The following is a 23,807-nucleotide window of genomic DNA, read 5'->3' on the forward strand; positions in this document are numbered from 1 at the left end:
CGTCGGTCGCGCTGCTCGCGCTGCGTGCGCCGGCGGGCGGCGCCGACGCGCCCGCGTTCGGCCTGCTCGTGCTCGGCTCGCCCGATCCGCGCCGCTTCCACGACGGGATGGCGACCGACTTCCTCGCGCAGATCGCAACGCTCGCGAGCGCCGCGCTCACGCGCCTGCTGCCGCACTGATGCCGCGCACGCGATGACCGACGATCCGATCGCCGCATACCTGTCGAACCTGAAGCACGTCAGGCAGCTGTCGGAACACACGCTGCGCGCGTACACGCACGAACTCGACGAGCTGAAGAAGCTCGCGGCCGGCCGGCCGCTCGAAACGCTGACCGCCGTCGACATGCGCGGCGCGGTCGCGCGTGCGCATGCGGGCGGGCTGTCCGCGCGGTCGATCGCACACCGGCTGTCCGCGTGGCGCGCGTTCTACCGCTGGCTCGCGCAGCACGTCGAGATGCCAGCGAATCCGGTTGCCGCGGTGCGCGCGCCGAAGCGGCCGAAGACGCTGCCGAAAGCGCTGTCGGTCGACGACGCGTCGGCACTGATGGATGCGCCGCTCGCCGATACCACCGAAGGCATCCGCGATCGCGCGATCCTCGAGCTGTTCTATTCGTCGGGGCTGCGCCTCGCGGAACTGATCGGGCTCGACGTCGCCTATGCGCAGGCCGACGGCTACCGTTCGGCCGGCTGGCTGGATCTCGCGGAAGCCGAAGTGACCGTGCGCGGCAAAGGCAACAAGGAACGCAAGGTGCCGGTCGGCCGCAAGGCGATCGACGCGCTGAACGCGTGGCTCGCGGTACGCGGCGAATTCGTCAGGCACGACCCGCATCCGCTGTTCCTGTCAGTGCGCGGCAACCGGATGGCGCCGGGCGTCGTGCGCGAGCGCGTGAAGCGCGCGGCGCTCGCGGCCGGCATTCCGGCGAACGTTCATCCGCACGTGCTGCGCCACTCGTTCGCGACGCACGTGCTGCAGTCGAGCGGCGACCTGCGCGCGGTGCAGGAGCTGCTCGGCCACGCGAGCGTCGCGGCGACGCAGATCTATACGTCGCTCGACTTCCAGCATCTCGCGAAGATTTACGACAGCGCGCATCCGCGCGCGAAGAAGCGCGACTGACGCGCTCCCCGTGTTACCCGCCGCGCGGCGCCGGTCACGCCGGTTTCGCCCGCGGCCCATTTCGATCTCATCATGCAAACCGTCACACTGAAGCCGTCCAAGGAAAAATCGCTGCTGCGCCGCCATCCGTGGATCTACGCGAATGCGATCGACCGCGTCGACGGCAAGCCGGCAGCGGGCGCGACCGTGATCGTGCGCGCGCACGACGGCCGCTTCCTCGCGCGCGGCGCGTACAGCCCGCAATCGCAGATCCGCGTGCGCGTATGGAGCTTCGACGAGAACGAGCCGATCGATCATGCGTTCTTCAAGCGGCGCGTGCAGCGGGCGGTCGCACACCGCAACGCGATGGTGTCGGGCACCGGTGCGGTGCGGCTCGTATTCGGCGAGGCCGACGGGCTGCCGGGGCTGATCGTCGACTACTACGTCGCCGACACGCCGGCGTCCGACGCGCCGCCGCGCGGCCAGCTCGTCTGCCAGTTCATGGCCGCCGGCGTCGAAGCGTGGAAGGACGCGATCGTCGCGGCGCTGATCGGCGCGACCGGCTGCCCGAACGTGTACGAACGCTCGGACGTGTCGATCCGCGAAAAGGAAGGCCTCGAACAGACGACCGGCGTGCTCGCGGGCGACGCGCCGCCCGCGACGCTGATCGCGAACGAGAACGGCGTGCGCTATCACGTCGACGTGCCGAACGGCCACAAGACCGGTTTCTACGTCGACCAGCGCGACAACCGCGCGCTCGTCGCGCAGTACGCGGCGGGCCGCGACGTGCTGAACTGCTTCTGCTACACCGGCGGCTTCTCGCTCGCGGCGCTCAAGGGCGGCGCAAAGCGCGTCGTGTCGATCGACTCGTCGGGCGACGCGCTCGCGCTCGCGCAGCAGAACGTCGTGGCGAACGGCTTCGACGCCGAACGCGCGACGTGGCTCGACGCGGACGCGTTCAAGACGCTGCGCCGCCTCGTCGACGAAGGCGAGCGTTTCGACCTGATCGTGCTCGATCCGCCGAAGTTCGCACCGACGCGCGACAGCGTCGACCGCGCGGCCCGCGCGTACAAGGACATCAACCTGAGCGGCTTCAGGCTGCTGCGTCCGGGCGGGCTGCTGTTCACGTACTCGTGCTCCGGCGCGATCGACATGGATCTGTTCCAGAAGATCGTCGCGGGCGCGGCGGCCGACGCGAAAGTCGACGCCCGGATCCTGAAGCGGCTCGGCGCGGGCGTCGATCATCCGCTGCTCGCCGCCTTCCCCGAAGGCGAATATCTGAAGGGGCTGCTGTTGCAAATCGTCTGATCGCCCCGATCTGCGCGGACACCGCGTCCGCCGCTTTTCGGTACGCTGGCGGACCGATACGCGCCCCTGTCGTCCGGACGACGGGCGCGTGCTTGACAGGTATGTTTCAATGGATGGCTGTGCGCCCCGGCCCGCGTGGAGCAGGGCGCGATGCACATCCCGGTTTTTGACCCCGATTCACGAACTACAGGCGACCGACATGGCCACTCCCGTCACCATCCTCACCGGCTTCCTCGGCAGCGGCAAGACGACGCTGCTCAAGCGCATCCTGAACGAACAGCACGGCATGAAGATCGCCGTGATCGAGAACGAATTCGGCGAAGAGAACATCGACAACGAAATCCTCGTGCAGGACACGAACGAGCAGATCATCCAGATGAGCAACGGCTGCATCTGCTGCACGATCCGCGGCGACCTCGCGCGCGCGCTCGGCGATCTGGCCGCGCAAAAGCGCGAAGGCAAGCTCGACTTCGACCGCATCGTGATCGAGACGACCGGCCTCGCGAATCCGGGCCCGGTCGCGCAGACGTTCTTCATCGACAGCGAAATCGCCGACGACTTCCTGCTCGACGCAGTGATCACGCTCGTCGACGCGAAGCACGCGAACGCGCAGCTCGACGAGCACGAAGTCGTCCAGCGCCAGGTCGGCTTCGCGGACCGACTGTTCATCACGAAGTCGGATCTCGTCGACGACCAGACCGTCGCCGGCCTCAAGCACCGCCTGATGCACATGAACCCGAAGGCGACGATCAAGCTCGTGAACTTCGGCGAAGCCGACATCAAGGAAATCTTCGACCTGCGCGGCTTCAACCTGAACGCGAAGCTCGAGATCGATCCCGACTTCCTCGCCGAGGACGATCACGCGCACCACCACCACGATCACGACCATGATCACGATCACGCGAATTGCGATCACGATCACGGTGAATGCGCGCACGATCACGGCCACGGTCACCACCATCACCATGCGCACCACGACGACAAGATCAAGTCGTTCGTGTATCGCAACGATCGTCCGTTCGATCCGAACAAGCTGGAAGACTTCCTCGGCGGCATCCTGCAGATCTACGGCGAGCGGATGCTGCGCTACAAGGGCGTGCTGTACATGAAGGGCGTCGACCGCAAGGTCGTGTTCCAGGGCGTGCATCAGATGATGGGCAGCGATCTGGCCGCGAAATGGCTGCCGGCCGAGAAGAAGACCAACAAGATGGTGTTCATCGGCGTCGACCTGCCGCAGGACCTGATCACAGACGGCCTGGACGCCTGCCTCGCCTGACGCCGCCAGGTCGGGCGGCGCCCCGCGCACGCGCGCTGCGGGGCCCGCTCGGCGGCGCTGCGGCACCCGCGCCGGGAAGGGTTTTGCCGTCATCGCTTTTTCGCGATTTGCGCGTTATATTTTCAAGATATTGGCGCTGCCGACGGGGATCGACCCGATACGGCGCACGCTTGCGATTCAGTTACAATACGTGCCCGCTGGAGTACGGCAACAACAGGCCCGGTTCTTGCAGAATCGTCGTCCGGGCATCGCAACGGCGCCGGATCGCCATCCGCCGACCGGCCGCGGCCGATGCGATCTGCCGCGCAGCACACCGGTTCGCCGCGCGCGCAAATCCGCGCCAGGCCCGTCCTGGTATTTGAGAACCGGTTTTCCAGAGGCTTTCGGCCCCGCAGCGGCGAATCGCAAGCGATTGCAAGCGCAGTTGCGGGTAATCCCAAAGTGCAGGCAATATCTGCTGATTTGCCGCACATTGAAGAAGCAAGCAGATGACGAAGAAACTCTTGACCGAAGCCGAAATCCTGAAGATGAGCGACAAGGATTACATGAATGAGGATCAGCTCGCCTTCTTCAAAGCTCGGCTCGAACAGTTGCAGGCGGAAATCCTCCACAATGCGGGCCAGACGACCGAGAACCTTCGCGAGACGGTGATCGTCCCCGACCCGGCCGATCGCGCGACGATCGAGGAAGAGCACGCGCTCGAGCTGCGCACGCGCGATCGAGAGCGCAAGCTGCTGAAGAAGGTCCAGCAATCGCTCGCGCGCATCGAGTCCGGCGAATACGGCTGGTGCGAGGAAACCGGCGAACCGATCGGCATCCCGCGCCTGCTCGCGCGCCCGACGGCGACGCTGTCGCTCGAGGCGCAAGAGCGCCGCGAACTGCGCCAGAAGCTGTTCGGCGACTGATCGGAGCGGCGTTCCGCTCCAACACGCTGCTTCCCGAAAGCGCGCGGCCTGCCGCGCGCTTTTTGTTTTCCGGCGCCGGCAGCGCCTGCGCTGCCGACAGCGGCAGTAGCCGCTTCCCGGCCGATCTGCCCCGCCTCTTGATATCCCGGCGCCCGCCCTAAAATGGAACGGATGCGCGCCGGGCCCCTCCCCGGCGCACTGCGATTCACGCGGCAGCGCCCGGCGCCGCCGCCTCTTCCCCGTTTTTCTCAAGGAACGCAGATGGAGCAATTTCACGGCACGACCATCGTTTCGGTCCGGCGCGGCGACAAGGTCGCGCTCGGCGGCGACGGCCAGGTAACCCTCGGCAACATCGTCATGAAGGGTGGCGCGCGGAAAGTGCGGCGGATCTACAACAACCAGGTGCTGGTCGGATTCGCGGGCGGCACCGCCGATGCGTTCTCGCTGCTCGACCGCTTCGAAGCGAAGCTCGAGAAGCACCAGGGCAATCTGACCCGCGCGGCCGTCGAGCTCGCGAAGGACTGGCGCACCGACCGGATGCTGCGCCGCCTCGAAGCGATGCTGATCACGGCCGATGCCAACACGACGCTCGTGATCACCGGCAACGGCGACGTGCTCGATCCGGAAGGCGGGATCTGCGCGATCGGCTCCGGCGGCGCGTATGCGCAGGCCGCCGCGCGCGCGCTCGCCGAGAATACCGAGCTGTCGCCGCGCCAGATCGTCGAGAAGTCGCTCGAAATCGCCGGCGACATGTGCATCTACACGAACCACAACCGGATCATCGAAACGATCGAGTAAGGACCGCACCATGAGCACCATGACCCCTGCCGAGATCGTCTCGGAACTCGACAAGCACATCATCGGCCAGGCGAAAGCGAAAAAGGCCGTCGCGGTCGCGCTGCGCAACCGCTGGCGCCGCCAGCAGGTCGCCGAGCCGCTGCGTCAGGAAATCACGCCGAAGAACATCCTGATGATCGGGCCGACCGGCGTCGGCAAGACGGAAATCGCACGCCGCCTCGCGAAGCTCGCCGACGCGCCGTTCATCAAGATCGAAGCGACCAAGTTCACCGAGGTCGGCTATGTCGGCCGCGACGTCGACAGCATCGTGCGCGACCTGATCGAGATCTCGGTCAAGCAGACGCGCGAAAGCGAAATGCGCAAGGTGCGCAGCAAGGCGACCGATCAGGCCGAAGACCGGATCCTCGACATCCTGCTGCCGCAGCCGCGTGCGGTCGGCTTCGGCGGCAACGCCGAGCACGCGAACGACGACAACAACGCGACGCGCCAGACGTTCCGCAAGCGGCTGCGCGAAGGACAGCTCGACGACAAGGAAATCGAGCTCGATCTCGAGCAGCCGAGCGTCGGCATGGACATCATGGCGCCGCCGGGGATGGAAGAGATGACCGAGCAGATCCGCTCGATGTTCTCGAACCTCGGCGGCGGCAAGAAGCAGCGCCGCAAGGTGAAGATCAAGGAGGCGCTGAAGCTGCTGACCGACGAGGAAGCGGCGAAGATGCTGAACGAAGAGGAAGTGAAGACGAAGGCCGTGCAGAACGTCGAGCAGAACGGCATCGTGTTCCTCGACGAGATCGACAAGATCACGTCGCGCAACAACGAAGGCAGCGGCGGCGAAGTGTCGCGTCAGGGCGTGCAGCGCGACCTGCTGCCGCTCGTCGAAGGCACGACGGTCAACACGAAGTACGGGATGGTGAAGACCGATCACATCCTGTTCATCGCGAGCGGCGCGTTCCATCTCGCGAAGCCGAGCGATCTGATTCCGGAGCTGCAGGGCCGTTTTCCGATCCGCGTCGAGCTCGACTCGCTGTCGGTGAACGACTTCGAGGCGATCCTCGTGTCGACCGACGCGAGCCTCGTCAAGCAGTATCAGGCGCTGCTCGCGACCGAGGACGTGCAGCTCGAGTTCGCGGACGACGGCATCCGCCGCCTCGCGGAAATCGCGTATTCGGTCAACGAGAAGACCGAGAACATCGGCGCACGCCGGCTGTACACGGTGATCGAGAAGCTGCTCGAGGAAGTGTCGTTCTCGGCCGGCAATCACGCCGGCGAGCGCGTGACGATCGATGCGAAGTATGTCGACCGCGCGCTCGGCGAAGTGTCGCAGGACGAGGACCTGTCGCGCTACGTGCTGTAACGCGACGCGCGACGCTGCGCGAACGACGGGCGGCCCTTTGCGGGGCCGCCCGTTTTCGTTGGTGGTCGCAGAAGATTCGGAGACTCGAACCGGCGTGGCCGGCGCACTGCCGCGGACCGCGGTCACGGTGCGCAGCGAGCGGTCGACGTCGTCAGCAATCGTCATTGCGCGAGCGTGCCGTGCGCGGCGCTACCGCTGTCGCTGCGGCGAACCGGCACGGCGGCGATGCCAACACGGTCCTTGCAGAAGCCCGGATTCGTCGGCCGCCCGTCTCGCGCGCGACCGACACAGGAAGGCGCAGCCGCGCCAGCCGCGCGCGGCCGCTTGCCGCGGCCTACTGCCGCACCGGCTTCTTCGCGAGCTTGCGCTGCAGCGTGCGGCGGTGCATGTTCAGTGCGCGCGCGGTCGCCGAGATGTTGTTGTTGTTCTCCGCGAGCACGCGCTGAATGTGCTCCCACTCGAGCCGATCGACCGACAGCACGACCGGATTCTCGAGCGCCTCGTCGGCCTGCACCTCGCTTGCGTTGGTCTGCAGCGCGGCCAGGATCGATTCGACGTTCGCGGGCTTCGCGAGATAGTTGTCCGCGCCCTCCTTCACCGCCTGCACCGCGGTCGCGATGCTCGCATAGCCGGTCAGCACGAGGATCCGCGCGTCGGGCTGCAGATCGCACAACGGCGCGATCAGGCTCAGGCCCGAGTCGTTGCCGAGATGCAGATCCACGGTGATGAACTGGAACTTGCCGGCCGCGGCGAGCCTGAGCGCCGTCTCCTTGTCGTGCGCCTGCTGGACCGCATAGCCGCGGCGCTCGAGGCCGCGCGCGAGCGTCCCCGCGAACACCTCGTTGTCGTCGATCACCAGGAAATTGTTCTCGCTCATGGGGTTTCTCCGTCTACGTGTTGGTTGACGCGGCCGGTGCCGCGATGCGCGTCGCCGGCAGGCGCAGCACGGCGCGCGTGCCGCGGCCGGACGCCGCCGGTTCGATACGGCCGGCCGTCGCTGCGCCGGCTCGCGCGTCCTGTGCGCCGGCCGCGCGCTCGGCGGGCGCTGCGTATCCGCTGTATCCGCTGTATCCGCTCGCTGAACCGCCGGCCCGCGCGTTGCCGCTCGCCGCACGCGGCGTCACATCGGACAGTTCGATCTCGCCGCCGAGCCGTGCGGCTGCGCTGAAGGCCAGATACAGCCCGACCCCGTGCCCGCCCTGCGTGCTGTCGACCGGCATCGCGCCGAGCGATTCGCGCAGCGCGGCCGGAATGCCGGGGCCGTCGTCGCATACCTCGAATTCGATCGCGTCGGCCGCCCGCCCGTCGTGCGTGACCTTCGCGGCCAGCGTCACACGATGCGGACTCGCGCGCGCAGCGTTGTCGAGCAGGATCGTCAGGATCTGGCCGGCCGCGACGGTGTCGTCGAGCGCAACGCCGGACGGACGCGCGCCGAGCAATTCGAATTGCACGTGCGGATGCCGCAGCCGCCAGTGCTCGACGAACGTGTCGAGCCAGTCGTCCACCGGCTGGCGGCTCGCCGGTGCGCTCGCGCGGCTGCGCAGGCGCGCGAGCGCAGACGTGCAAAGCGTCATCTGCTCGTCGAGCACCTTCAGGTCGGCCTCGTAGCGGGCCAGCCCCGGATCGGTGCGCGCGGCGTCGCGCAGTTCCTCCGTGAGCATCGCGATCGTCGACAGCGGCGTGCCCATCTCGTGCGCAACGGTCGCCGCCTGCACGCCGAGCGCGACCGCACGCTCGTCGCGCAGCAGGCGCTGCTGCGCTTCGCCGAGCGCCGAATCGCGCTGACGCAGCGCGTTCGACATCCGCGCGACGAACCACGCGATCAGCCCGACGCTCACCATGAAGTTCACCCACATCCCCGTCCGGTAGTAATCGAACAGGTTCGCCGGATTGTCCATGTTGAGCGGCACCGAGTCGAAGCCGAGCGCCGCATAGCACGCGACGGCGAATGCCGCGAGCCAGATCATCAGGTGCCACGGCAGCACGGCCGCCGCGATCGCGAGCGACGGCAGGTACAGCGACACGAAAGGGTTCGTCGTGCCGCCCGACAGGAACAGCAGCGCCGACAGCGCGCCGAGGTCGACCCACAGCTGACCGAGCAGCTCGAAGTTGGTCTCCGGACGCGCGCGCAGCCCGCGCACCCAGGTCAGCGCGTTGAAAACGATTTCGAGCGCGATGACCATCAGCATGGCCGGCAGCGGCAAGTGCACGCCGAAATAGGTCTGCACGATGCCGATCGTGACGAGCTGGCCGATGATCGCGAGATTGCGCAGCCAGAACAAATGGCTGAGGTTGACTCGCCCGGTGGTGGTGATTCGTTGCATCCGGCCAGTTTACCCGTTTAGCGCACGGCGCCACTCGCGGGGACGGATCGCGACGCCGCAACTGCAACTCGCTGCGTCCGCGGCACGGGCGGGCCGCCAACGTCGTCAATCCGCCGCACCGGCGATGCGCTGCGCGATTTCGTCGGCGAGGCACTCCGGACACCGGCATCGCGCGCCGGCCGCGGGCTGCGCGCCGCCGGGCAGCGCGGGCATCGACGCGCACCAGCAGTCGAACGGCTGCGTGCCGGCACCGCAGTCGAAGCCGCGCCCGCAATGCGGGCAGCGCGCACGGCGCGGGACGGAACGGGCATCGGCGGCGGAATCGATCATCACGTCATCGCTGAAACGGGCACGCATGCCCTTCGCGACAAGCATAGCGCGGCGCGCGGATTTTGCACGTCGGCCGACCGGCCGATGCGCGCCGCCGACGCCGTCCGACGAGCGTCGCGCCGTGATGCGCGCACGGCCCGCGCATCGCGCTGCGCCATAGCCGGCGGGCCACGCAGCGCCGCGGCATGCACGCGGAGTCGGCCTTCCGGCCAGTCCAAAAACACGATGCTGCGCTGCGCCACTCCTGTACAATTCGCCCTGTTTCAACCGTTCCCAGCCAGAGCCGCCGCCATGTCCGAGCCCATCGACCTCTCGCAGATCGCCCCGACGCTGAAAGCAGAAATCCTCGCCGAGGCGCTGCCGTACATCCGCCGCTACCACGGCAAGACCGTGGTGATCAAATACGGCGGCAACGCGATGACGGAAGAGCGGCTCAAGCAAGGGTTCGCACGCGACGTGATCCTGCTGAAACTCGTCGGCATCAACCCGGTGATCGTCCACGGCGGCGGCCCGCAGATCGACCACGCGCTGAAGAAAATCGGCAAGGCGGGCACCTTCATCCAGGGCATGCGCGTGACCGACGAGGAGACGATGGAAGTCGTCGAATGGGTGCTGGGCGGCGAAGTGCAGCAGGACATCGTGATGCTGATCAACCACTTCGGCGGCCATGCGGTCGGCCTGACCGGCAAGGACGGTGGCCTGATCCACGCACGCAAGCTGCTGATGCCGGATCGCGACAATCCGGGCCAGTACATCGACATCGGCCAGGTCGGCGAAGTCGAGGCGATCAATCCGGCGGTCGTGAAGGCGCTGCAGGACGACGCATTCATCCCGGTGATCTCGCCGATCGGCTTCGGCGAAGACGGCCTGTCGTACAACATCAACGCGGACCTCGTCGCCGGCAAGCTTGCCACCGTGCTGAACGCCGAGAAGCTGCTGATGATGACCAACATCCCCGGCGTGATGGACAAGGACGGCAACCTGCTGACCGATCTGTCCGCGCGCGAGATCGACGCGCTGTTCGAGGACGGCACGATCTCGGGCGGGATGCTGCCGAAGATCTCGTCGGCGCTCGATGCCGCGAAAAGCGGTGTGAAGTCCGTGCACATCGTCGACGGCCGGATCGAACATTCGGTGCTGCTGGAAATCCTGACCGAGCAGCCGTTCGGCACGATGATCCGCTCGCATTGAGCGCGCACCGCACGCTCCGTTCCACCGATCTGCCGGCCGCGCTGCGGCGCCGGCGCATCTCGCGCAGCCGGCCCCGCGCCGGCGCGCCGGTGTGGCTGTTCGATCTCGACAATACGCTGCACCACGCGTCGCACGCGATCTTCCCCGAAATCAACCGCGCGATGACGCAGTACATCGTCGACGCGCTGCAGATCGAGCGCGCTGAAGCCGACCGCCTGCGCACCGGCTACACGCAGCGCTACGGCGCGACGCTGCTCGGCCTCGCGCGCCATCATCCGATCGATCCGCACGACTTCCTGCGCGCGGTCCATACGTTTTCCGATCTGCCGGCGATGCTGCGTTCGGAGCGCGGCCTCGCGCGCATCGTCGCCGCGCTGCCGGGCCGCAAGTTCGTGCTGACCAATGCGCCGGAGAACTACGCACGTGCGGTACTGCGCGAATTGCGCATCGAACGGCTGTTCGAGCGCGTAATCGCGATCGAGCACATGCGCGACCGCCGCATGTGGCGCGCGAAGCCCGATCCCACGATGCTGCGTCGCGCGCTGCGAGCCGCGCATGCGCGGCTCGCGGACGCGATCCTCGTCGAGGACACGCGCGGCCACCTGAAGCGCTACAAGCGTCTGGGCATCGGCACGGTATGGATCACCGGCCACTTGCCGGGGCACCTGCCGAGTACCGGGCGCCCGCATTATGTCGATCAGCGCATTCGTTCGCTAAAATCGCTGCGACTGGGCACACGATCGGGGCGACAAAAATGCAGCCGACTTACCCGCAGGACCACGCCGTAACGGAAGACCAGGCCACACCGCCCCGCCCGCGCCCGAAGCCAGGCGAGCGTCGCGTGATGATCCTTCAGGCGCTCGCCGCGATGCTCGAGGCGCCGAAATCCGAAAAGATCACGACGGCCGCGCTCGCCGCTCGCCTCGACGTGTCGGAAGCCGCGCTTTACCGGCATTTCAGCAGCAAGGCGAAGATGTACGAAGGGTTGATCGAGTTCATCGAGACGACGTTCTTCGGCCTCGTCAACCAAATTGCCGCGAAGGAGCCGGACGGCGTGCTGCAGGCGCGTGCGATTGCGTTGATGCTGCTCAATTTCGCCGCGAAGAACCCCGGGATGACACGCGTGCTGACCGGCGAGGCGCTGGTCGGCGAGGACGAGCGGCTCGCGGAGCGCGTCGAGCAAATGCTCGAGCGCGTCGAAGCGTCGATCAGGCAGTCGCTGCGGCTCGCGCGCGTCGACGCCGGTGCGGGCAACGAAGCGAGCGCGACCGGCACGGCAGCGCTGCCGGCCGATTACGATCCTTCGATACGTGCGAGCCTCGTCGTCAGCTACGTGCTCGGCCGCTGGCACCGCTACGCGAAAAGCGGCTTCGCGAAACCGCCGACCGAACACGCGGACGCCCAACTGCGTTTGATCCTGCAGTAGGCGGCAGGGCCGCGGCGAGAGGAAAACGGTCGGCGGCTCGGGCCGACGGTGCCGCGCACACCCCCGACCTCCGCCATCGCGCCGCGCACGCGGCGTTCGCACTAAGCGTAAGACGCGCGGAATTTGAACGCGTGCGCCGGCGGTGCATCCGCGTCGGCCAGCTCGAGTTCGACACGCGCGAGCGTACGCTTCGACGCCAGCGCGTCGAGCCACTGTGCAGCAAGCCGCGGCAGCACATGCTGCTCGATGAACCCGATCAGCAGACGCGCACCCGTTTCCTGCACCAGACAACGTTCGACGATGTAATCGAGCACTGCCGGCGCATAGCTGAACGCCACACCGTGTCCGTCGGCCATGCGCGCCGCCACGCGGTCCAGATGCAGGCGCACGATCTGCGACAGCGTCGTCTGCGCGAGCGGCCGGTACGGCACGACCGTCACGCGGCCGAGAAACGCCGCCGGGAAGACCTTCAGCAACGCGGGCCCGAGCGCCGCGCACAGCGCATCCGCGGGCGGCGCGAGCATTTCGTCCGAACACAAGCTCGCGATCAGCTCGGAGCCCGCATTGCTGGTCAGCAGGATCGTGGTGTTGCGGAAGTCGATGTAGCGGCCGTCGCCGTCCTCCATATAGCCCTTGTCGAACACCTGGAAGAACATCTCGTGCACGTCGCCGTGCGCCTTTTCGATTTCGTCCAGCAGCACCACTGAATACGGGCGGCGGCGCACTGCCTCGGTCAGCACGCCGCCCTCGCCGTAGCCGACGTAGCCGGGCGGCGCGCCTTTCAGCCCGGACACCGTATGAGCCTCCTGATACTCGCTCATGTTGATCGTGATCAGGTTCTGCTCGCCGCCATACAACGCGTCGGCCAGCGCAAGCGCCGTCTCGGTCTTGCCGACGCCCGACGGGCCGGCCAGCAGGAACACGCCCAGCGGCTTCTTCGGATCCGTCAGGCCGGCGCGTGCGGTCTGCACGCGCTCGCCGATCTGCCGCAGCGCATCCGGCTGCCCGATCACGCGGGCGGCCAGCGTGTCGGGCAGCGTGCGTACCGCGGCGACCTCGTCGGTGACCATCCGGCGCACCGGAATGCCGGTCCAGTCGGACACGATCGCCGCGACGATCGCTTCGTTCACCTCGGGAAATACGAGCGCGGTCTCGCCCTGTTGCTCCGCGAGCGCACGCTCGAGCGCGTGCAATTCGTCGCCCGGCGCGCGGTCGCCTGCATCGCCCGCGGCCTCGCGGGCGCTCAACAATGCATGCGCGGCTGCGGCCTGCGCACGCCAGCACGCGTCCACGCTCGCAGCCTCCCGCTCCAGTTCGGCAATGCGTGCGTGCGCGCGGGCCACCGCGTCCGCGTCGCCCAGGCCGATGCGGCGTTCATGGTCGAGCAGCTCGTGTTCGACTTGCGCGGCCTGCAAGCGCTGGCGTACATCCTGCAGTTCGCGCGGCGGCGCGTGCTGCGACAGCGCAACGCGTGCACAAGCCGTGTCGAGCAGGCTGATCGCCTTGTCCGGCAGTTGACGGGACGGAATATATCGATGCGACAGCGTAACGGCCGCGCGAATTGCCTCGTCCAGCACGACGACACCGTGATGCCGCGAAAAGGTACGCGCGAGCCCGCGCACCATGTCGATCGCCGCAGCCTCGTCGGGCTCCGGCACCTGAAGCACCTGGAAGCGCCGCGTGAGCGCCGGATCCTTTTCGATATGACGCTTGTATTCGGCCCACGTCGTCGCGCCGATCGTGCGCAGCGTGCCGCGCGCGAGCGCCGGCTTCAGCAGGTTGGCGGCGTCGCCCGTGCCGGCCTGACCGCCCGCGCCGATCAGCGTGTGGATCTCGTCGACGAACAGGATGACGGGCACGGCCGATTTCGTTGCCGCGTCGAGCACGGCCTTCACACGCGCCTCGAATTCGCCCTTCATGCTCGCACCGGCGAGCAGCGCGCCCACGTCGAGGCTCAGCAGCCGCACGTCGGCCAGCTTCGGCGGCACGTCGCCGTCCGCGATCGCGCGCGCGAGTCCCTCGACCACGGCGGTCTTGCCGACGCCGGCCTCGCCGGTCAACAGCGGGTTGTTCTGGCGTCGGCGCAACAGCACGTCGACCATCGTGCGGATCTCGAGCTCGCGGCCGACGACCGGATCGATGTCGCCGGCGCGCGCACGCGCGGTCAGGTCGCTGCAGAACTGCTCGAGCGGCGAGCCGCCCGCGGCCGCCGGCGCTAGCGCGCCGGCCGACTCGCCGGGCACCGCGCCGCCGAAGTCGGTGCCGTCGTACGGTGCGTCGGCCGCCTCCGGCGACCCGTCGATCCACGCGGGCAGCATCTCGCGCAGGTTCTCGAGCGGGATCTTGCCGAACGCCGGCGAGATCGACAGCAGCACGCGGCGCAGTTCGGGCGTCTTCACGAGCGCGGCAACGAGCCATGCACCTCGGATCCGTCGATCGCCGAACTCGAGCGAGGCCAACACCCATGCGCGTTCGACAGCCGCCTCGACGTGATGCGAGAAATCGCTGATCGAGCTCGCGCCGGCCGGCAGCGCAGACAGCGCGTGCAGCACGTCGCGATCGAGCGCGTCCGTGTCGATGTCGCAGTGCCTGACGATCCGCTGCAGATCGCCGTCGGCGGTCTGCAGCAGTTGATGCAGCCAATGCACCAGCTCGACGTACGGGTTGCCGCGCAGCTTGCAGAACGTCGTGGCCGATTCGATGCTCCTGAACAGCGAGTGTCCGAGCTTGCCGAACAGCGCTTGCCTTGAAATCGTCATAAGGTCGACTTTGAAAATGTGTGGCGTCGCGCACGAAAACGACGCGAATGTCGCCGATCGTCCCGCACGCAAGCGGAAATGGTCGACATTAAATACGCACCTGTCTCAAATCAATCGGACGAGTATTAATTCTCATCTCAATCGGGACGCAAATTCGATCGCGCCCGCTGAGCCACATCGGCATCCGCATGCCGGCCGCGTCGCCTGCTTGGCGGCAGGCTTGTGACGCCGCAGCTTCCGCGCCGCGGGCGCATACGCGCAATACGGTGATGTACGCGGCCACGACCACTGCAATCTGCGCAGATATTTAGAACAATTCCGATATCCGTCGAAATTAATGGGCGATAAGATTCGCGTTCAAATCACGATCGAATTTCGAGCATCGCGATCATCCGCACATTATCGCGATTCGATTTGACTCGTTACCGCCATTTATCTCGAATTAGTCCCGGGGCTGCGCAATTCCTCCGCATCGCTGCCCCTGGCTTGTTACGGACCCGGACGCCATGTCGAAAATCAGTGTGAACGCGGCCTGCCCGCACGACTGCACGCCGCCCGACGGCCCGCGTGCCGATCCCGCGCCGGCGGTCGATCTGATTGCGCTCGGCAACGCGCTGCGTCGCAGCGAGCCGGCCGCGTTCGCCGACCTCGCTGCACTCGCGCGCGTGACGAGCGACACCGACATGCCGCTCGCCATCCTGGACGACGAACCGCTCGGCGTCGTTGCGCCGGCGTCGCCCGATTCCGGCGACGGCGATCCGCTCGAAATGCTGCTCGCCGAATACCGGCGTGCGCTGGTCCACCGCGAGCGCTCGCCCGCGCACCCGCTGAAGGAAATGGAACCGCCGCAGATCGCCGTCCCGCTTCCGCCCGATCCGTTCGCCGATACCGACCGCTATCGCACCGGATCGCTGTTGAGCGACTTGCTCGACACACGTCAGCAGATCGACCGGGTGCTCGACGAAATGAATCCGTTCCTTGCCGAACAGCTTTTCGCGGACAGCACTCGGCACGACGTCCTGCAACTGCTCGCGCCGGCCCGGCGGCAGCGCCCGCATTTCGCTTCGACGGCGCTGCTCGCGCGCCGTGAGCATCATCAGATCAGCGTCGACAGCTACTTCCCGATGCTGGACACCTTCACCGACACCTCGACGACGGAACCGACATGACGACGAACGCGGGTGATCGCGGCATGCCGGCTACCCGCCGGCCGGTGCCGCAAAATCTGCTGCACAGCGCATCGTTCGATGCGCTGAAGGAGCAAACCGTCGAAGCGGTGCGTCAGCATCCGTCCGATGCATCGGAACGCTGGCTGCTGTTTCAGTTGCTGTGCATCGACGGCGACTGGGAGCGTGCACTCAAGCAATTGCAGACCTGGGCGACGCTCGAGCCCGACGGTACCGCGCGTGCGCAGCTTCATCGCGGGCTGATACGGAGCGAGATGTTCCGCACCGAGGTGTTCGCCGGCACGCGCACGCCCGGCTTCGTCGATGACGTCGTGCCCGCGTGGATCGATCAACTGCTGCAGGCGAACGCACGCCTCGGCGCGGGCGACGTGGCCGGTGCCGATGCGCTGCGCGATGCCGCGCTCGGCGCGGCGCCGGCGAGCCGCGGCGAATACGCCGAAGCGGACAGCTTCGAATGGCTGACCGACAGCGACACGCGGCTCGGCCCCGTCTGCGAAATGGCCGTCGCGGGCGGCTACCGGTGGATTCCGTTTGCGCAGATCAAATCGCTGACGCTCACGCCGATCGGCACGCTGACCGATCTCGTGTGGCGGCCTGCCACGCTGATCCTGCGCAACGCGACGGTTCTCAGAGGCTACGTGCCGACCCGCTACCCGGGCTCGGAGCACGGTCCTGCCGCGATTCGGCTCGCGCGCGAAACCCGGTGGCAAGACGTCGGCGAAACCAACGTCATCGCGCTCGGGCAAAAAACCTGGACGACCGACCGCGGCGACCGCGGCCTGCTCGACATCAACGGCTGCCGCTTCACGGACGGAGACGCAGATGGCACGCGACCCTGACGGCCAGCATCAGCGCGCTTATCTGCCGTCCTTGCTCGATCGGCTGCAGGACGACGCGCCGCATGCGCGTCACGAGTCGCCTGCCGCGTACGCGCCGAACGGTGAAGGCATGCGCCGGATCATTCGGCGCGATCTCGCATCGCTGCTCAACGCGACGAACCTCGACGGCGAACTGGACGCCGGCCGCTACCCGCAGGCCGCCGCGTCCGTCGTCAACTACGGCCTGCCGCCGTTGTCGGGAAGCTATCTGAGCGACCGGAACTGGGAAACGGTGGAAAAACTCGTTCGTACCGCGATCGTCCGGTTCGAACCGCGCCTGCTGCCCGAGTCGATTGCGATCCGGCCCGTCGAAGGCCGCGAGGCGGTCAGCTACAACCGGCTGACGTTCGAGATTCGCGGGTTGATGCAATGGTCGCCGTATCCGCTCGAATTCAGGATCCAGAGCACGTTCGACATCGAATCGAACAAGGTAGCGCTCGATCCGGACACGCGCCCCCGACACTGACATGGATCCCAGATTTCTCGACCACTACAACCGCGAACTGACGTACATGCGCGAGCTGTCCGCGGAGTTCGCCGCGCAGCACCCGAAGATCGCGCGCCGGCTCGGCATGCACGGCATCGAAACGGCCGACCCATACGTGGAGCGGATGATCGAAGCGTTCTGCTTCATGTCGGCCCGTACGCAGCTCAAGCTCGACGCCGAATTTCCGCGTTTCACGCAGCGCCTGCTCGAAGTCGTGTATCCGAACTACGTTGCGCCGACCCCGTCGATGGCCGTCGCGCGGCTGCGTCCGAGCCTGCGTGAGGGCAATTTCAGCAAGGGCTTCACGGTGCCGCGCCACAGCGTGCTGCGCTCCGCGATCGCACCGGGCGAACAGACGGCCTGCGAGTTCCGCAGCGGTCATGAAATCACGCTATGGCCGATCGAGATCGTCGACGCGAAGCTGACCGCCGTGCCGCCCGATCTTCCGGACCTGGAGCGCAGCCTGTTGCCGCACCTGCGGCTGCGCGGCGCGCTGCGCTTGCGGCTGCGTACGGTCGGTGAGATCAAGTTCTCGCAGATCGACGGACTCGATCGGCTGTCGCTCTATATCGGCGGCGACGAGCGGATCGCGTCGCATCTGTTCGAACTGATCCACGCGGGCAGCGTCGCGTCGGTCGTGCGCGCATATGGCGCCGTCCGCGACGCGTGCACGGTCATCGCGAAGAATCCGGTCGACTTCGAAGGCTTGCGCCCCGATCAGAGCCTGTTGCCGCAGGTGTGGAACACGTTCCATGGTCACAATCTGCTGCAGGAGTACTTCACCTGCAGGCAGCGCTTCTATTTCTTCGCGCTCACGCAGTTGCGGGCTGGGCTGTCTGCGATCGACGGCAAGGAAGCGGAAATCGTGCTGCTGCTGCACCGGCTGCCCGACGAGCTGACCGCTCACGTCGATGCATCCAGTTTCCAGTTGTTCTGTACGCCGATCGTCAACCTGTTTCCACGCCGCACCGACCGGATCGAGATCAATCGGGCGCTGACCGCGTTCCATCTGATTCCGGATCGCAGCCGCCCGCTCGACTACGAGGTTTTCTCGGTGTCGCGCGTGTTCGGCCAGAAAGCCGAAACGTCGAGCGAAGTGACGTTCAATCCGCTCTACCAGACGCTGCACAGCGATATCGGCAATTACGGGCGCTACTTCTCGATCCTGCGCGAGCCGCGCACGGTATCGGCCAATGCGCGCAAGTACGGCACGCGCAGCCCGTACGTCGGCACCGAAGTGTTCGTGTCGCTCGTGGATCAAGCGGAAGCGCCGTATTCGGACGCGATCCGCTATCTGTCCGTCGACGCGTGGCTGACCAATCGCGACCTGCCGCGCCTGATTCCCCGTAACGGAATCAACGACCTCACGATGCAGGACTCGGTGCCGATCGACGGCGTGGCGCTCGTGCATCCGCCGAGCATGCCGCGCGAGCCTTATGCGACCGGCGAGACCGCATGGCGATTGATCCGCCAGTTGAGCTTCAACTACATGCCGCTCGCCGAACTCGATCATCGCGACGGCGGTCAGGCGCTGCGCAACATGCTGCGACTTTTCGTCGGGACGAGCGAGCACGAGCAGCGTGCGCTGATCGAAAGCCTCGTCGGCGCGCGTACCGAACCGGTCGTGCGACGCGTGCCCGGTCATGGGCTGCTCGTCTACGGGCGCGGCGTGCGCTGCGAACTGACGGTCGACGAAACCGGCTTCTCCGGTGTGAGCCCGTATCTGTTCGGGCTCGTGCTTGAGCAGTACCTGTCGCGGCATGTGTCGATCAACGTGTTTACGGAGACGGAGCTGCACTCGATGCAACGGGGCGTCGTCGCGCGATGGCAGCCGCGCATGGGCGGGCGGGGAGCGGTGTAATCGATGGACGGACTCGATTCGGCACCGGTCAAGGACGGCTCGCCGCTGCACCCGGATGCGCTGCGCGCATGGTTCGACGAACGCGCGCCGTGGCAAGCGGGCTTCCTGAGTCTGCTGCGCGCGATCGCCGCGCGCGACACGATGCAGCCGCTGCCCGGCACCGCACGCCTGCCGAAGCAGGAGCCGTTCCGCATCGGGCAGCAGCCGTCGATGGCGTTCGCGCCGCGCGAGATCGCGGCACTCGGCGTGCAGCACGGCCGGCTCGACGTCAGGTTGTTCGGACTCGGAGTCTGGGGACCGCAGGGGCCGCTGCCGCTCCATATGACGGAACTCGCGTACAGCCGTGCGGAGAGCCATCAGGACAACACGCTCATTGCATTCGCGAACCTGTTCCATCACCGCTCGCTCACGCTGTTCTACCGCGCGTGGGCATCGGCTCAGGCGACCGTCTCGCTCGACCGGCCCGAGCATGAAACCTTCTCGTTCTACGTCGCGAGCCTGATCGGAACCGACCCGGCCGAAGCCGCGCGCACGCACCCGCCGCCGCATGCGCGCTATGCGGCGGCGTCGCACCTGGTGCGGGAGGCGCGGAATCCGGAAGGTCTCGCCGCGACGCTGTCCCATTACTTCGGCGTGCCGGTCGCGATCGACGAATACGTGCCGCACTGGATTCGGATTACCGGCCCGGAACGCTGCAGGCTCGGCGCGCCGGCCGCTTCGACGATCGTCGGCGAGGGTGCGCTGCTCGGCGACATGATTCCCGATTGCCAGCATAAATTCCGCGTCGTGATCGGCCCGCTCGATCTGGATCAGTATCTGCGCCTCACCCCTCACGGCGACGATCTGCCCACGCTGGTCGATTGGGTCCGCGCGTTCGTCGGTCTCGAATACGACTGGGAAATCAAGCTGCTGGTCAAGCCGCGCGCCGCGCCGCCGGCACGCGCCGACAGTTCGCACCGGCTCGGCTACTCGACGTGGCTCGGCGAAGCGATGAACGACGAGCCTATCGTCGGCATGGTGTTCGAGCCGGAGAAATACCGCGGCCAACTGGAGAATCGACGATGAATGCCCACACGCCCGGCGCGCTGCTGCGCTATGCCGACCTGCTCGAGCCCGTTTCAGCGGACGCGCCGTGCGGGCCCGATCTCGAGTACGATCCGGCCTTCGTCATGCTGCAAGCAGCGGTCGCGCCGCGCACGGATGCGCAATACGGCGATTTCGTCGACGCGCCGCCGCAGGCGAATTGGGCCGAGGCTGAACGCGACTGTCGCGCGCTGCTGCTCCGCACGAAGGACATCCGGCTGCTGACGATCCTGATTCGGTGCCGCATCCGTCAAAGCGGCGCCGAAGGGCTGCGCGACGGCGTCGCGCTGCTGCTGCAGATGCTCACGCGCTACGGCGAAGCATTGCACCCGATGCCGACGACCGACGGCGAGCGCGATCCGCTGGTTTACTCGAACGCGATCGCCGCGCTCGCCGATGCCGACGCGACGCTGGCCGACGCACGCGACATCCGGCTGCCGAAGACTGCCGGTCTCCAGTTGCAATTGCGCGACATCGAAAAAGCATTCGCAGTGCCGCGCGCGAAGGACGCACTCGCGCCCGAATCCGCAAGCCGGCTGCTCAGCGAACTGTGGAACCGGCGCGACCCGGTAATCGTCGCGCTGGCCGACGCGCACCGCGCGGTCGCCGAGATTGCCGCGTGGACGCGCGACGCGCTGCAAAACGATGCGCCGGATCTCGACGGCATCGTGAAACTGCTGCGCCCGTTCGCGCCAGCGGCCCTCGACGCAGGCTGTGCGCCCGTCGCAGCGGGTTCCTCGGATACGCGTCCGCAGCCTTCTTCGGCAGCGGAGGCCGTCGAATGCGCGAGCGCCGACAGGGCGCCGCACGAACACCATGAGCCGGCCCGCGCACCGCACGTCGCTCGGCCCGCGGACCGCTGGAGCGCGCTTGCGGCGATTCGCGAAACGCGGCTGTGGTTCGAGCAAAACGAGCCGAGCAGCCCGGTGATCGTGCTGCTCCGCCAATCCGAGCGAATGGTCGGAAAGCGCTTTTCCGAGCTCGCGAACGTGATCCCCGCCGAGCTTCTCGCGCAATGGGACGCCATCGACATCTGAACACGGCAGCGCCGTGCCACCCTGACTCATCGCCTTCCGTGCGGGTTACATGATGAAAAAAATTTCAGCCTTCGTCGCTTCGGTGTGCCTGCTTGCCGCATCGCCGGCGGCACTGGCGGCGTGTCGGCCCATCACCGAGGAAGAGGCCGCTATGTGGGGAAATACAAAGCCCTTTCCGATCAAGACGATGTCTGCGTTCAACATCAGCTTCTCGGCCGCGACCATCGACGTCGACCCCGATCTGGCGATCGGCAGCGTGATCGCGACCGGCGAGTCCGCGCCGACGCAGGCGTTCTTTTTTATCGTCTGCCAGGCACCGGTCGGCACGATCAACTATGACTTCGTCACGCCGCCCCCGCTTTCTGCACTGGGCAACAAGATTTACTCGACCAACGTGCCTGGCGTCGGGTTTCGTCTAAGCTACGTTCGCGCAAGCGGCACGACGAGCGTCGTGCCTTATACGAACAACTGGACGCACCGGCCGTCCGAGCCGATGCACGAACTGATCCAGTATGGCAACGGCGCAAAATTCAAGATCGATCTGGTCAAGACCAGCAACGACATCCCGAGCAAATCAACGGTCACGTTCGGCCACGTCGCCAGGACCTACGGCGATGGCAGACCGGGCATCTCGGTAACCGATATCCACTCCGCCAACGTGTCGCTCCGCGTATTGCCGAGTTGCCGTGTCGACAGCAGCACGCTGAACGTCGACTTCGGCCAGTTCGGGCCTTATGACGTTTCGCACACGGTCGGTCCGACTCGCCCCGTGAGCTTCCGCATACTATGCTCGGGCCCGACGCCGCCCGCGTCGATCACGGCCACGTTGAGCGCGCCTCGGGATCCTGAGGATTCCGCGCTGATCCAGAACACCGGCGCCGGGCATCTCGCGATCCGCCTGCGCGACAAAACGACCGGAACCGTGCTCAAGCCGAGCGACCCGAGCAGCACGCTCGTTCAGAAGCCTGGCGGTGCGATGGAATCCGGCTTCGACCTCGAGGCTACCGTGCTGCGGGTCGGCAGCAACACGCCGACGACCGGCAAGATCGACGCAACGTCGGTCATTATCCTCAGCATTCTGTAGCGCGTCCGCGCGCCGAAACCCGTTGCACGATGAAACACAGCATTTTTGTCCAGATCGCCAGCTATCGCGATCCGCAGTTGATCCCGACGCTGCTCGAGCTGGTCGAGCGCGCGGCCCGCCCTGACCAGCTGCGCATCGTCGTATGCTGGCAGCATGCGCTCGACGAAACCGTCGGCGCCTTCATCGCTCACGGTTTCTCGCGCTGGCACGTGCACTACGGCGACACGTTCGCGGCTCATACGCTCTGCTACCGAGACGCGTCGATCGAGCTGATCGACGTGCCCCATCGGCAGTCGCAAGGCGCGTGCTGGGCGCGCAACCTGATTCAGCAACGGTACCGCGACGAGCAGTACACGCTGCAGCTCGACTCTCATCACTACTTTGTCGACGCGTGGGACGAACAAGCCGTGTCGATGCTCGAGTCGCTTCGCGCGCGCAGCGCGAAGCCGGTCCTCACCACCTATCTGCCCGGCTTCCAGCCGGGTGCTGCACGTGAAGCGCTTGATCATGTACCGACCGGCCTGTACTTCCAGCGCTTTACGCCGGACGGCGTAGTCGTGATTCGCTCCGGATGGCTCGACAATTGGAAAACGCTCGACGCGCCGATCCCGAGCGCGTTCTACAGCGCCCACTTCGCTTTTGCGGACGGGCATTTCGCCGCCGACGTGCAGCACGACCCGAACTACTTCTTTCTCGGCGAGGAAATCTCGATCGCCGTGCGCGCGTTTACGCACGGCTACGACCTGTATGTGCCGCATCGCGTGCTCGCATGGCACGAATACACGCGCGCGAACCGCGTGAAGATATGGACCGACCACACGCCCGAAGCGCAAGCGAGCGGCCTCGTGGCCGAGAACTGGGAAGCGCGCAACGCCCGCTCTTATCAGCGCAATCGTGCACTGCTCGGCGTCGACGGTACATCGAGCGACGGCATCGATTTCGGGCCGTACGGTCTAGGCACGCAACGCACGCTCGCGCAGTACGAAGCGTACGCCGGCATCAGCTTCGCCCATCGCGGCGTGCGCCGGGAAACGCTGGACGGCCAGCCGCCGATGCCCGATGCGCGTGCATGGACTTCGGCGGAGGAATGCAAAACGATGCTGCTGCGCGCGCACGACATCCGCGTCTGGGCGCATCGGAGCCGGTTCGCGGATATCCTGCCGCGACTCGAGCAATGCCGCCTGTCTGCTCATGCGCAAGATGGGACAGTGATGTACGGCAAAACGCTCGATGCCGGTCAGTTTCACAAGCACGTCAACCGTGAGTGGTTCGACATGCATCTGTACTTCGCCGCCGAGTTCGACCGCGTGCTTGCCCGCTACACGATCGAATTGTTCGGCGGCGACCGGACGCCGCTGCGCACGCTCGAGCGCTCGGTCTAGACCGGCGCGCCGCCGGCGGCGGCGTGCGTCGCGGAAGTCGCGCGA

The 23,807-nt window shown here is 66.7% G+C and carries 21 protein-coding genes and 1 pseudogene; 18 read left to right on the top strand and 4 right to left on the bottom strand.

Annotation, left to right across the window (positions count from 1 at the left end):
• From BUB20358_RS15215 to hslU, 7 genes are all read left to right on the top strand, one after another.
• On the top strand, positions 1–179 hold a 179-nt coding region (locus BUB20358_RS15215), incomplete at its 5' end, for a DUF484 family protein (protein ID WP_174905082.1).
• Positions 180–192: 13 nt separating this feature from the next.
• Positions 193–1,113 carry a tyrosine recombinase XerC gene (gene xerC, locus BUB20358_RS15220; RefSeq protein WP_006763121.1) on the top strand — a complete coding sequence of 307 codons (921 nt, stop codon included), beginning with the start codon at positions 193–195 and terminating at the stop codon, positions 1,111–1,113.
• A gap of 72 nt (positions 1,114–1,185) precedes the next feature.
• Complete coding sequence (locus tag BUB20358_RS15225; RefSeq protein WP_006763120.1) at positions 1,186–2,400, top strand: class I SAM-dependent rRNA methyltransferase; 1,215 nt, start codon at positions 1,186–1,188, stop codon at positions 2,398–2,400.
• A gap of 199 nt (positions 2,401–2,599) precedes the next feature.
• On the top strand, positions 2,600–3,676 hold the full coding sequence (locus BUB20358_RS15230) for a CobW family GTP-binding protein (protein WP_035971552.1): 1,077 nt from the start codon (positions 2,600–2,602) through the stop codon (positions 3,674–3,676).
• Between the two features lie 488 nt (positions 3,677–4,164).
• Positions 4,165–4,581, top strand: coding sequence for an RNA polymerase-binding protein DksA (gene dksA / locus BUB20358_RS15235; RefSeq protein ID WP_006402995.1), 417 nt, complete (start codon positions 4,165–4,167; stop codon positions 4,579–4,581).
• A 261-nt stretch (positions 4,582–4,842) separates the two neighbouring features.
• Positions 4,843–5,379, top strand: coding sequence for an ATP-dependent protease subunit HslV (gene hslV, locus BUB20358_RS15240; RefSeq protein ID WP_045552400.1), 537 nt, complete (start codon positions 4,843–4,845; stop codon positions 5,377–5,379).
• Between the two features lie 10 nt (positions 5,380–5,389).
• The gene (gene hslU, locus BUB20358_RS15245; protein ID WP_035971551.1) at positions 5,390–6,733 is read left to right on the top strand and encodes an ATP-dependent protease ATPase subunit HslU; all 1,344 of its coding nucleotides are present in this window, start codon (positions 5,390–5,392) and stop codon (positions 6,731–6,733) included.
• Positions 6,734–7,067: 334 nt separating this feature from the next.
• On the opposite strand, the gene BUB20358_RS15250 is transcribed toward hslU, so the two are convergent.
• The 3 genes from BUB20358_RS15250 to BUB20358_RS15260 form a co-directional block, all read right to left on the bottom strand.
• Positions 7,068–7,610, bottom strand: a complete 543-nt coding sequence (locus tag BUB20358_RS15250) for a response regulator transcription factor (protein WP_006763117.1) — start codon at positions 7,608–7,610, stop codon at positions 7,068–7,070.
• Between the two features lie 13 nt (positions 7,611–7,623).
• A complete protein-coding gene (locus tag BUB20358_RS15255; RefSeq protein WP_174905083.1) occupies positions 7,624–9,057 on the bottom strand; it encodes an ATP-binding protein in 1,434 nt (477 codons plus the stop codon).
• Between the two features lie 105 nt (positions 9,058–9,162).
• Positions 9,163–9,387: a cysteine-rich CWC family protein gene (locus tag BUB20358_RS15260; RefSeq protein WP_035973239.1), complete on the bottom strand. Its 225-nt coding sequence runs from the start codon at positions 9,385–9,387 to the stop codon at positions 9,163–9,165.
• Between the two features lie 291 nt (positions 9,388–9,678).
• Between BUB20358_RS15260 and argB the strand changes: the two genes are divergently transcribed.
• The 3 genes from argB to slmA are packed head-to-tail and all read left to right on the top strand — an operon-like array spanning position 9,679 to position 12,004.
• The gene (argB, locus tag BUB20358_RS15265) at positions 9,679–10,578 is read left to right on the top strand and encodes an acetylglutamate kinase (RefSeq protein WP_006490510.1); all 900 of its coding nucleotides are present in this window, start codon (positions 9,679–9,681) and stop codon (positions 10,576–10,578) included.
• Positions 10,575–11,366 carry a pyrimidine 5'-nucleotidase gene (locus tag BUB20358_RS15270; protein WP_006763116.1) on the top strand — a complete coding sequence of 264 codons (792 nt, stop codon included), beginning with the start codon at positions 10,575–10,577 and terminating at the stop codon, positions 11,364–11,366. Before argB ends, BUB20358_RS15270 begins: the two co-directional genes overlap by 4 nt.
• Positions 11,333–12,004: a nucleoid occlusion factor SlmA gene (gene slmA, locus BUB20358_RS15275; protein ID WP_006763115.1), complete on the top strand. Its 672-nt coding sequence runs from the start codon at positions 11,333–11,335 to the stop codon at positions 12,002–12,004. Before BUB20358_RS15270 ends, slmA begins: the two co-directional genes overlap by 34 nt.
• 101 nt (positions 12,005–12,105) lie before the next feature.
• Here slmA and tssH read toward each other — a convergent pair whose 3' ends face one another.
• Positions 12,106–14,763 (bottom strand): type VI secretion system ATPase TssH, encoded by a 2,658-nt coding sequence (tssH, locus tag BUB20358_RS15280; RefSeq protein WP_006763114.1) that lies wholly within the window; start codon positions 14,761–14,763, stop codon positions 12,106–12,108.
• A 460-nt stretch (positions 14,764–15,223) separates the two neighbouring features.
• Between tssH and BUB20358_RS15285 the strand changes: the two are divergent.
• From BUB20358_RS15285 to BUB20358_RS15320, 8 genes and pseudogenes are all read left to right on the top strand, one after another.
• Positions 15,224–15,932 (top strand): annotated as a pseudogene (locus tag BUB20358_RS15285) (TagK domain-containing protein); the annotation flags it as partial.
• Positions 15,929–16,789 carry a type VI secretion system accessory protein TagJ gene (locus BUB20358_RS15290; protein ID WP_006763112.1) on the top strand — a complete coding sequence of 287 codons (861 nt, stop codon included), beginning with the start codon at positions 15,929–15,931 and terminating at the stop codon, positions 16,787–16,789. The pseudogene BUB20358_RS15285 and the gene BUB20358_RS15290, both read left to right, overlap by 4 nt.
• A complete protein-coding gene (tssE, locus tag BUB20358_RS15295; protein ID WP_006763111.1) occupies positions 16,773–17,294 on the top strand; it encodes a type VI secretion system baseplate subunit TssE in 522 nt (173 codons plus the stop codon). Before BUB20358_RS15290 ends, tssE begins: the two co-directional genes overlap by 17 nt.
• 1 nt (position 17,295) lies before the next feature.
• A complete protein-coding gene (gene tssF / locus BUB20358_RS15300; protein WP_006763110.1) occupies positions 17,296–19,176 on the top strand; it encodes a type VI secretion system baseplate subunit TssF in 1,881 nt (626 codons plus the stop codon).
• A 3-nt stretch (positions 19,177–19,179) separates the two neighbouring features.
• Positions 19,180–20,241 (top strand): type VI secretion system baseplate subunit TssG, encoded by a 1,062-nt coding sequence (gene tssG / locus BUB20358_RS15305; RefSeq protein ID WP_006763109.1) that lies wholly within the window; start codon positions 19,180–19,182, stop codon positions 20,239–20,241.
• The gene (locus BUB20358_RS15310; protein WP_006763108.1) at positions 20,238–21,296 is read left to right on the top strand and encodes a type VI secretion system protein TssA; all 1,059 of its coding nucleotides are present in this window, start codon (positions 20,238–20,240) and stop codon (positions 21,294–21,296) included. Before tssG ends, BUB20358_RS15310 begins: the two co-directional genes overlap by 4 nt.
• A 49-nt stretch (positions 21,297–21,345) precedes the next feature.
• Complete coding sequence (locus tag BUB20358_RS15315) at positions 21,346–22,380, top strand: fimbrial protein (RefSeq protein ID WP_006763107.1); 1,035 nt, start codon at positions 21,346–21,348, stop codon at positions 22,378–22,380.
• Positions 22,381–22,409: 29 nt separating this feature from the next.
• Positions 22,410–23,762, top strand: coding sequence for a GlcNAc-transferase family protein (locus BUB20358_RS15320; protein WP_006763106.1), 1,353 nt, complete (start codon positions 22,410–22,412; stop codon positions 23,760–23,762).
• Positions 23,763–23,807 lie beyond the last annotated feature (45 nt).

The organism is Burkholderia dolosa (assembly GCF_902499135.1).
Classification (GTDB): domain Bacteria; phylum Pseudomonadota; class Gammaproteobacteria; order Burkholderiales; family Burkholderiaceae; genus Burkholderia; species Burkholderia dolosa.

Coding starts and splice junctions, on each gene's coding strand:
- xerC (WP_006763121.1), top strand. CDS start 193: ATGACCGACGATCCGATCGCCGCATACCTGTCGAACCTGAAGCACGTC.
- BUB20358_RS15225 (WP_006763120.1), top strand. CDS start 1,186: ATGCAAACCGTCACACTGAAGCCGTCCAAGGAAAAATCGCTGCTGCGC.
- BUB20358_RS15230 (WP_035971552.1), top strand. CDS start 2,600: ATGGCCACTCCCGTCACCATCCTCACCGGCTTCCTCGGCAGCGGCAAG.
- dksA (WP_006402995.1), top strand. CDS start 4,165: ATGACGAAGAAACTCTTGACCGAAGCCGAAATCCTGAAGATGAGCGAC.
- hslV (WP_045552400.1), top strand. CDS start 4,843: ATGGAGCAATTTCACGGCACGACCATCGTTTCGGTCCGGCGCGGCGAC.
- hslU (WP_035971551.1), top strand. CDS start 5,390: ATGAGCACCATGACCCCTGCCGAGATCGTCTCGGAACTCGACAAGCAC.
- BUB20358_RS15250 (WP_006763117.1), bottom strand. CDS start 7,610: ATGAGCGAGAACAATTTCCTGGTGATCGACGACAACGAGGTGTTCGCG.
- BUB20358_RS15255 (WP_174905083.1), bottom strand. CDS start 9,057: ATGCAACGAATCACCACCACCGGGCGAGTCAACCTCAGCCATTTGTTC.
- BUB20358_RS15260 (WP_035973239.1), bottom strand. CDS start 9,387: ATGATCGATTCCGCCGCCGATGCCCGTTCCGTCCCGCGCCGTGCGCGC.
- argB (WP_006490510.1), top strand. CDS start 9,679: ATGTCCGAGCCCATCGACCTCTCGCAGATCGCCCCGACGCTGAAAGCA.
- slmA (WP_006763115.1), top strand. CDS start 11,333: ATGCAGCCGACTTACCCGCAGGACCACGCCGTAACGGAAGACCAGGCC.
- tssH (WP_006763114.1), bottom strand. CDS start 14,763: ATGACGATTTCAAGGCAAGCGCTGTTCGGCAAGCTCGGACACTCGCTG.
- BUB20358_RS15290 (WP_006763112.1), top strand. CDS start 15,929: ATGACGACGAACGCGGGTGATCGCGGCATGCCGGCTACCCGCCGGCCG.
- tssE (WP_006763111.1), top strand. CDS start 16,773: ATGGCACGCGACCCTGACGGCCAGCATCAGCGCGCTTATCTGCCGTCC.
- tssF (WP_006763110.1), top strand. CDS start 17,296: ATGGATCCCAGATTTCTCGACCACTACAACCGCGAACTGACGTACATG.
- tssG (WP_006763109.1), top strand. CDS start 19,180: ATGGACGGACTCGATTCGGCACCGGTCAAGGACGGCTCGCCGCTGCAC.
- BUB20358_RS15310 (WP_006763108.1), top strand. CDS start 20,238: ATGAATGCCCACACGCCCGGCGCGCTGCTGCGCTATGCCGACCTGCTC.
- BUB20358_RS15315 (WP_006763107.1), top strand. CDS start 21,346: ATGATGAAAAAAATTTCAGCCTTCGTCGCTTCGGTGTGCCTGCTTGCC.
- BUB20358_RS15320 (WP_006763106.1), top strand. CDS start 22,410: ATGAAACACAGCATTTTTGTCCAGATCGCCAGCTATCGCGATCCGCAG.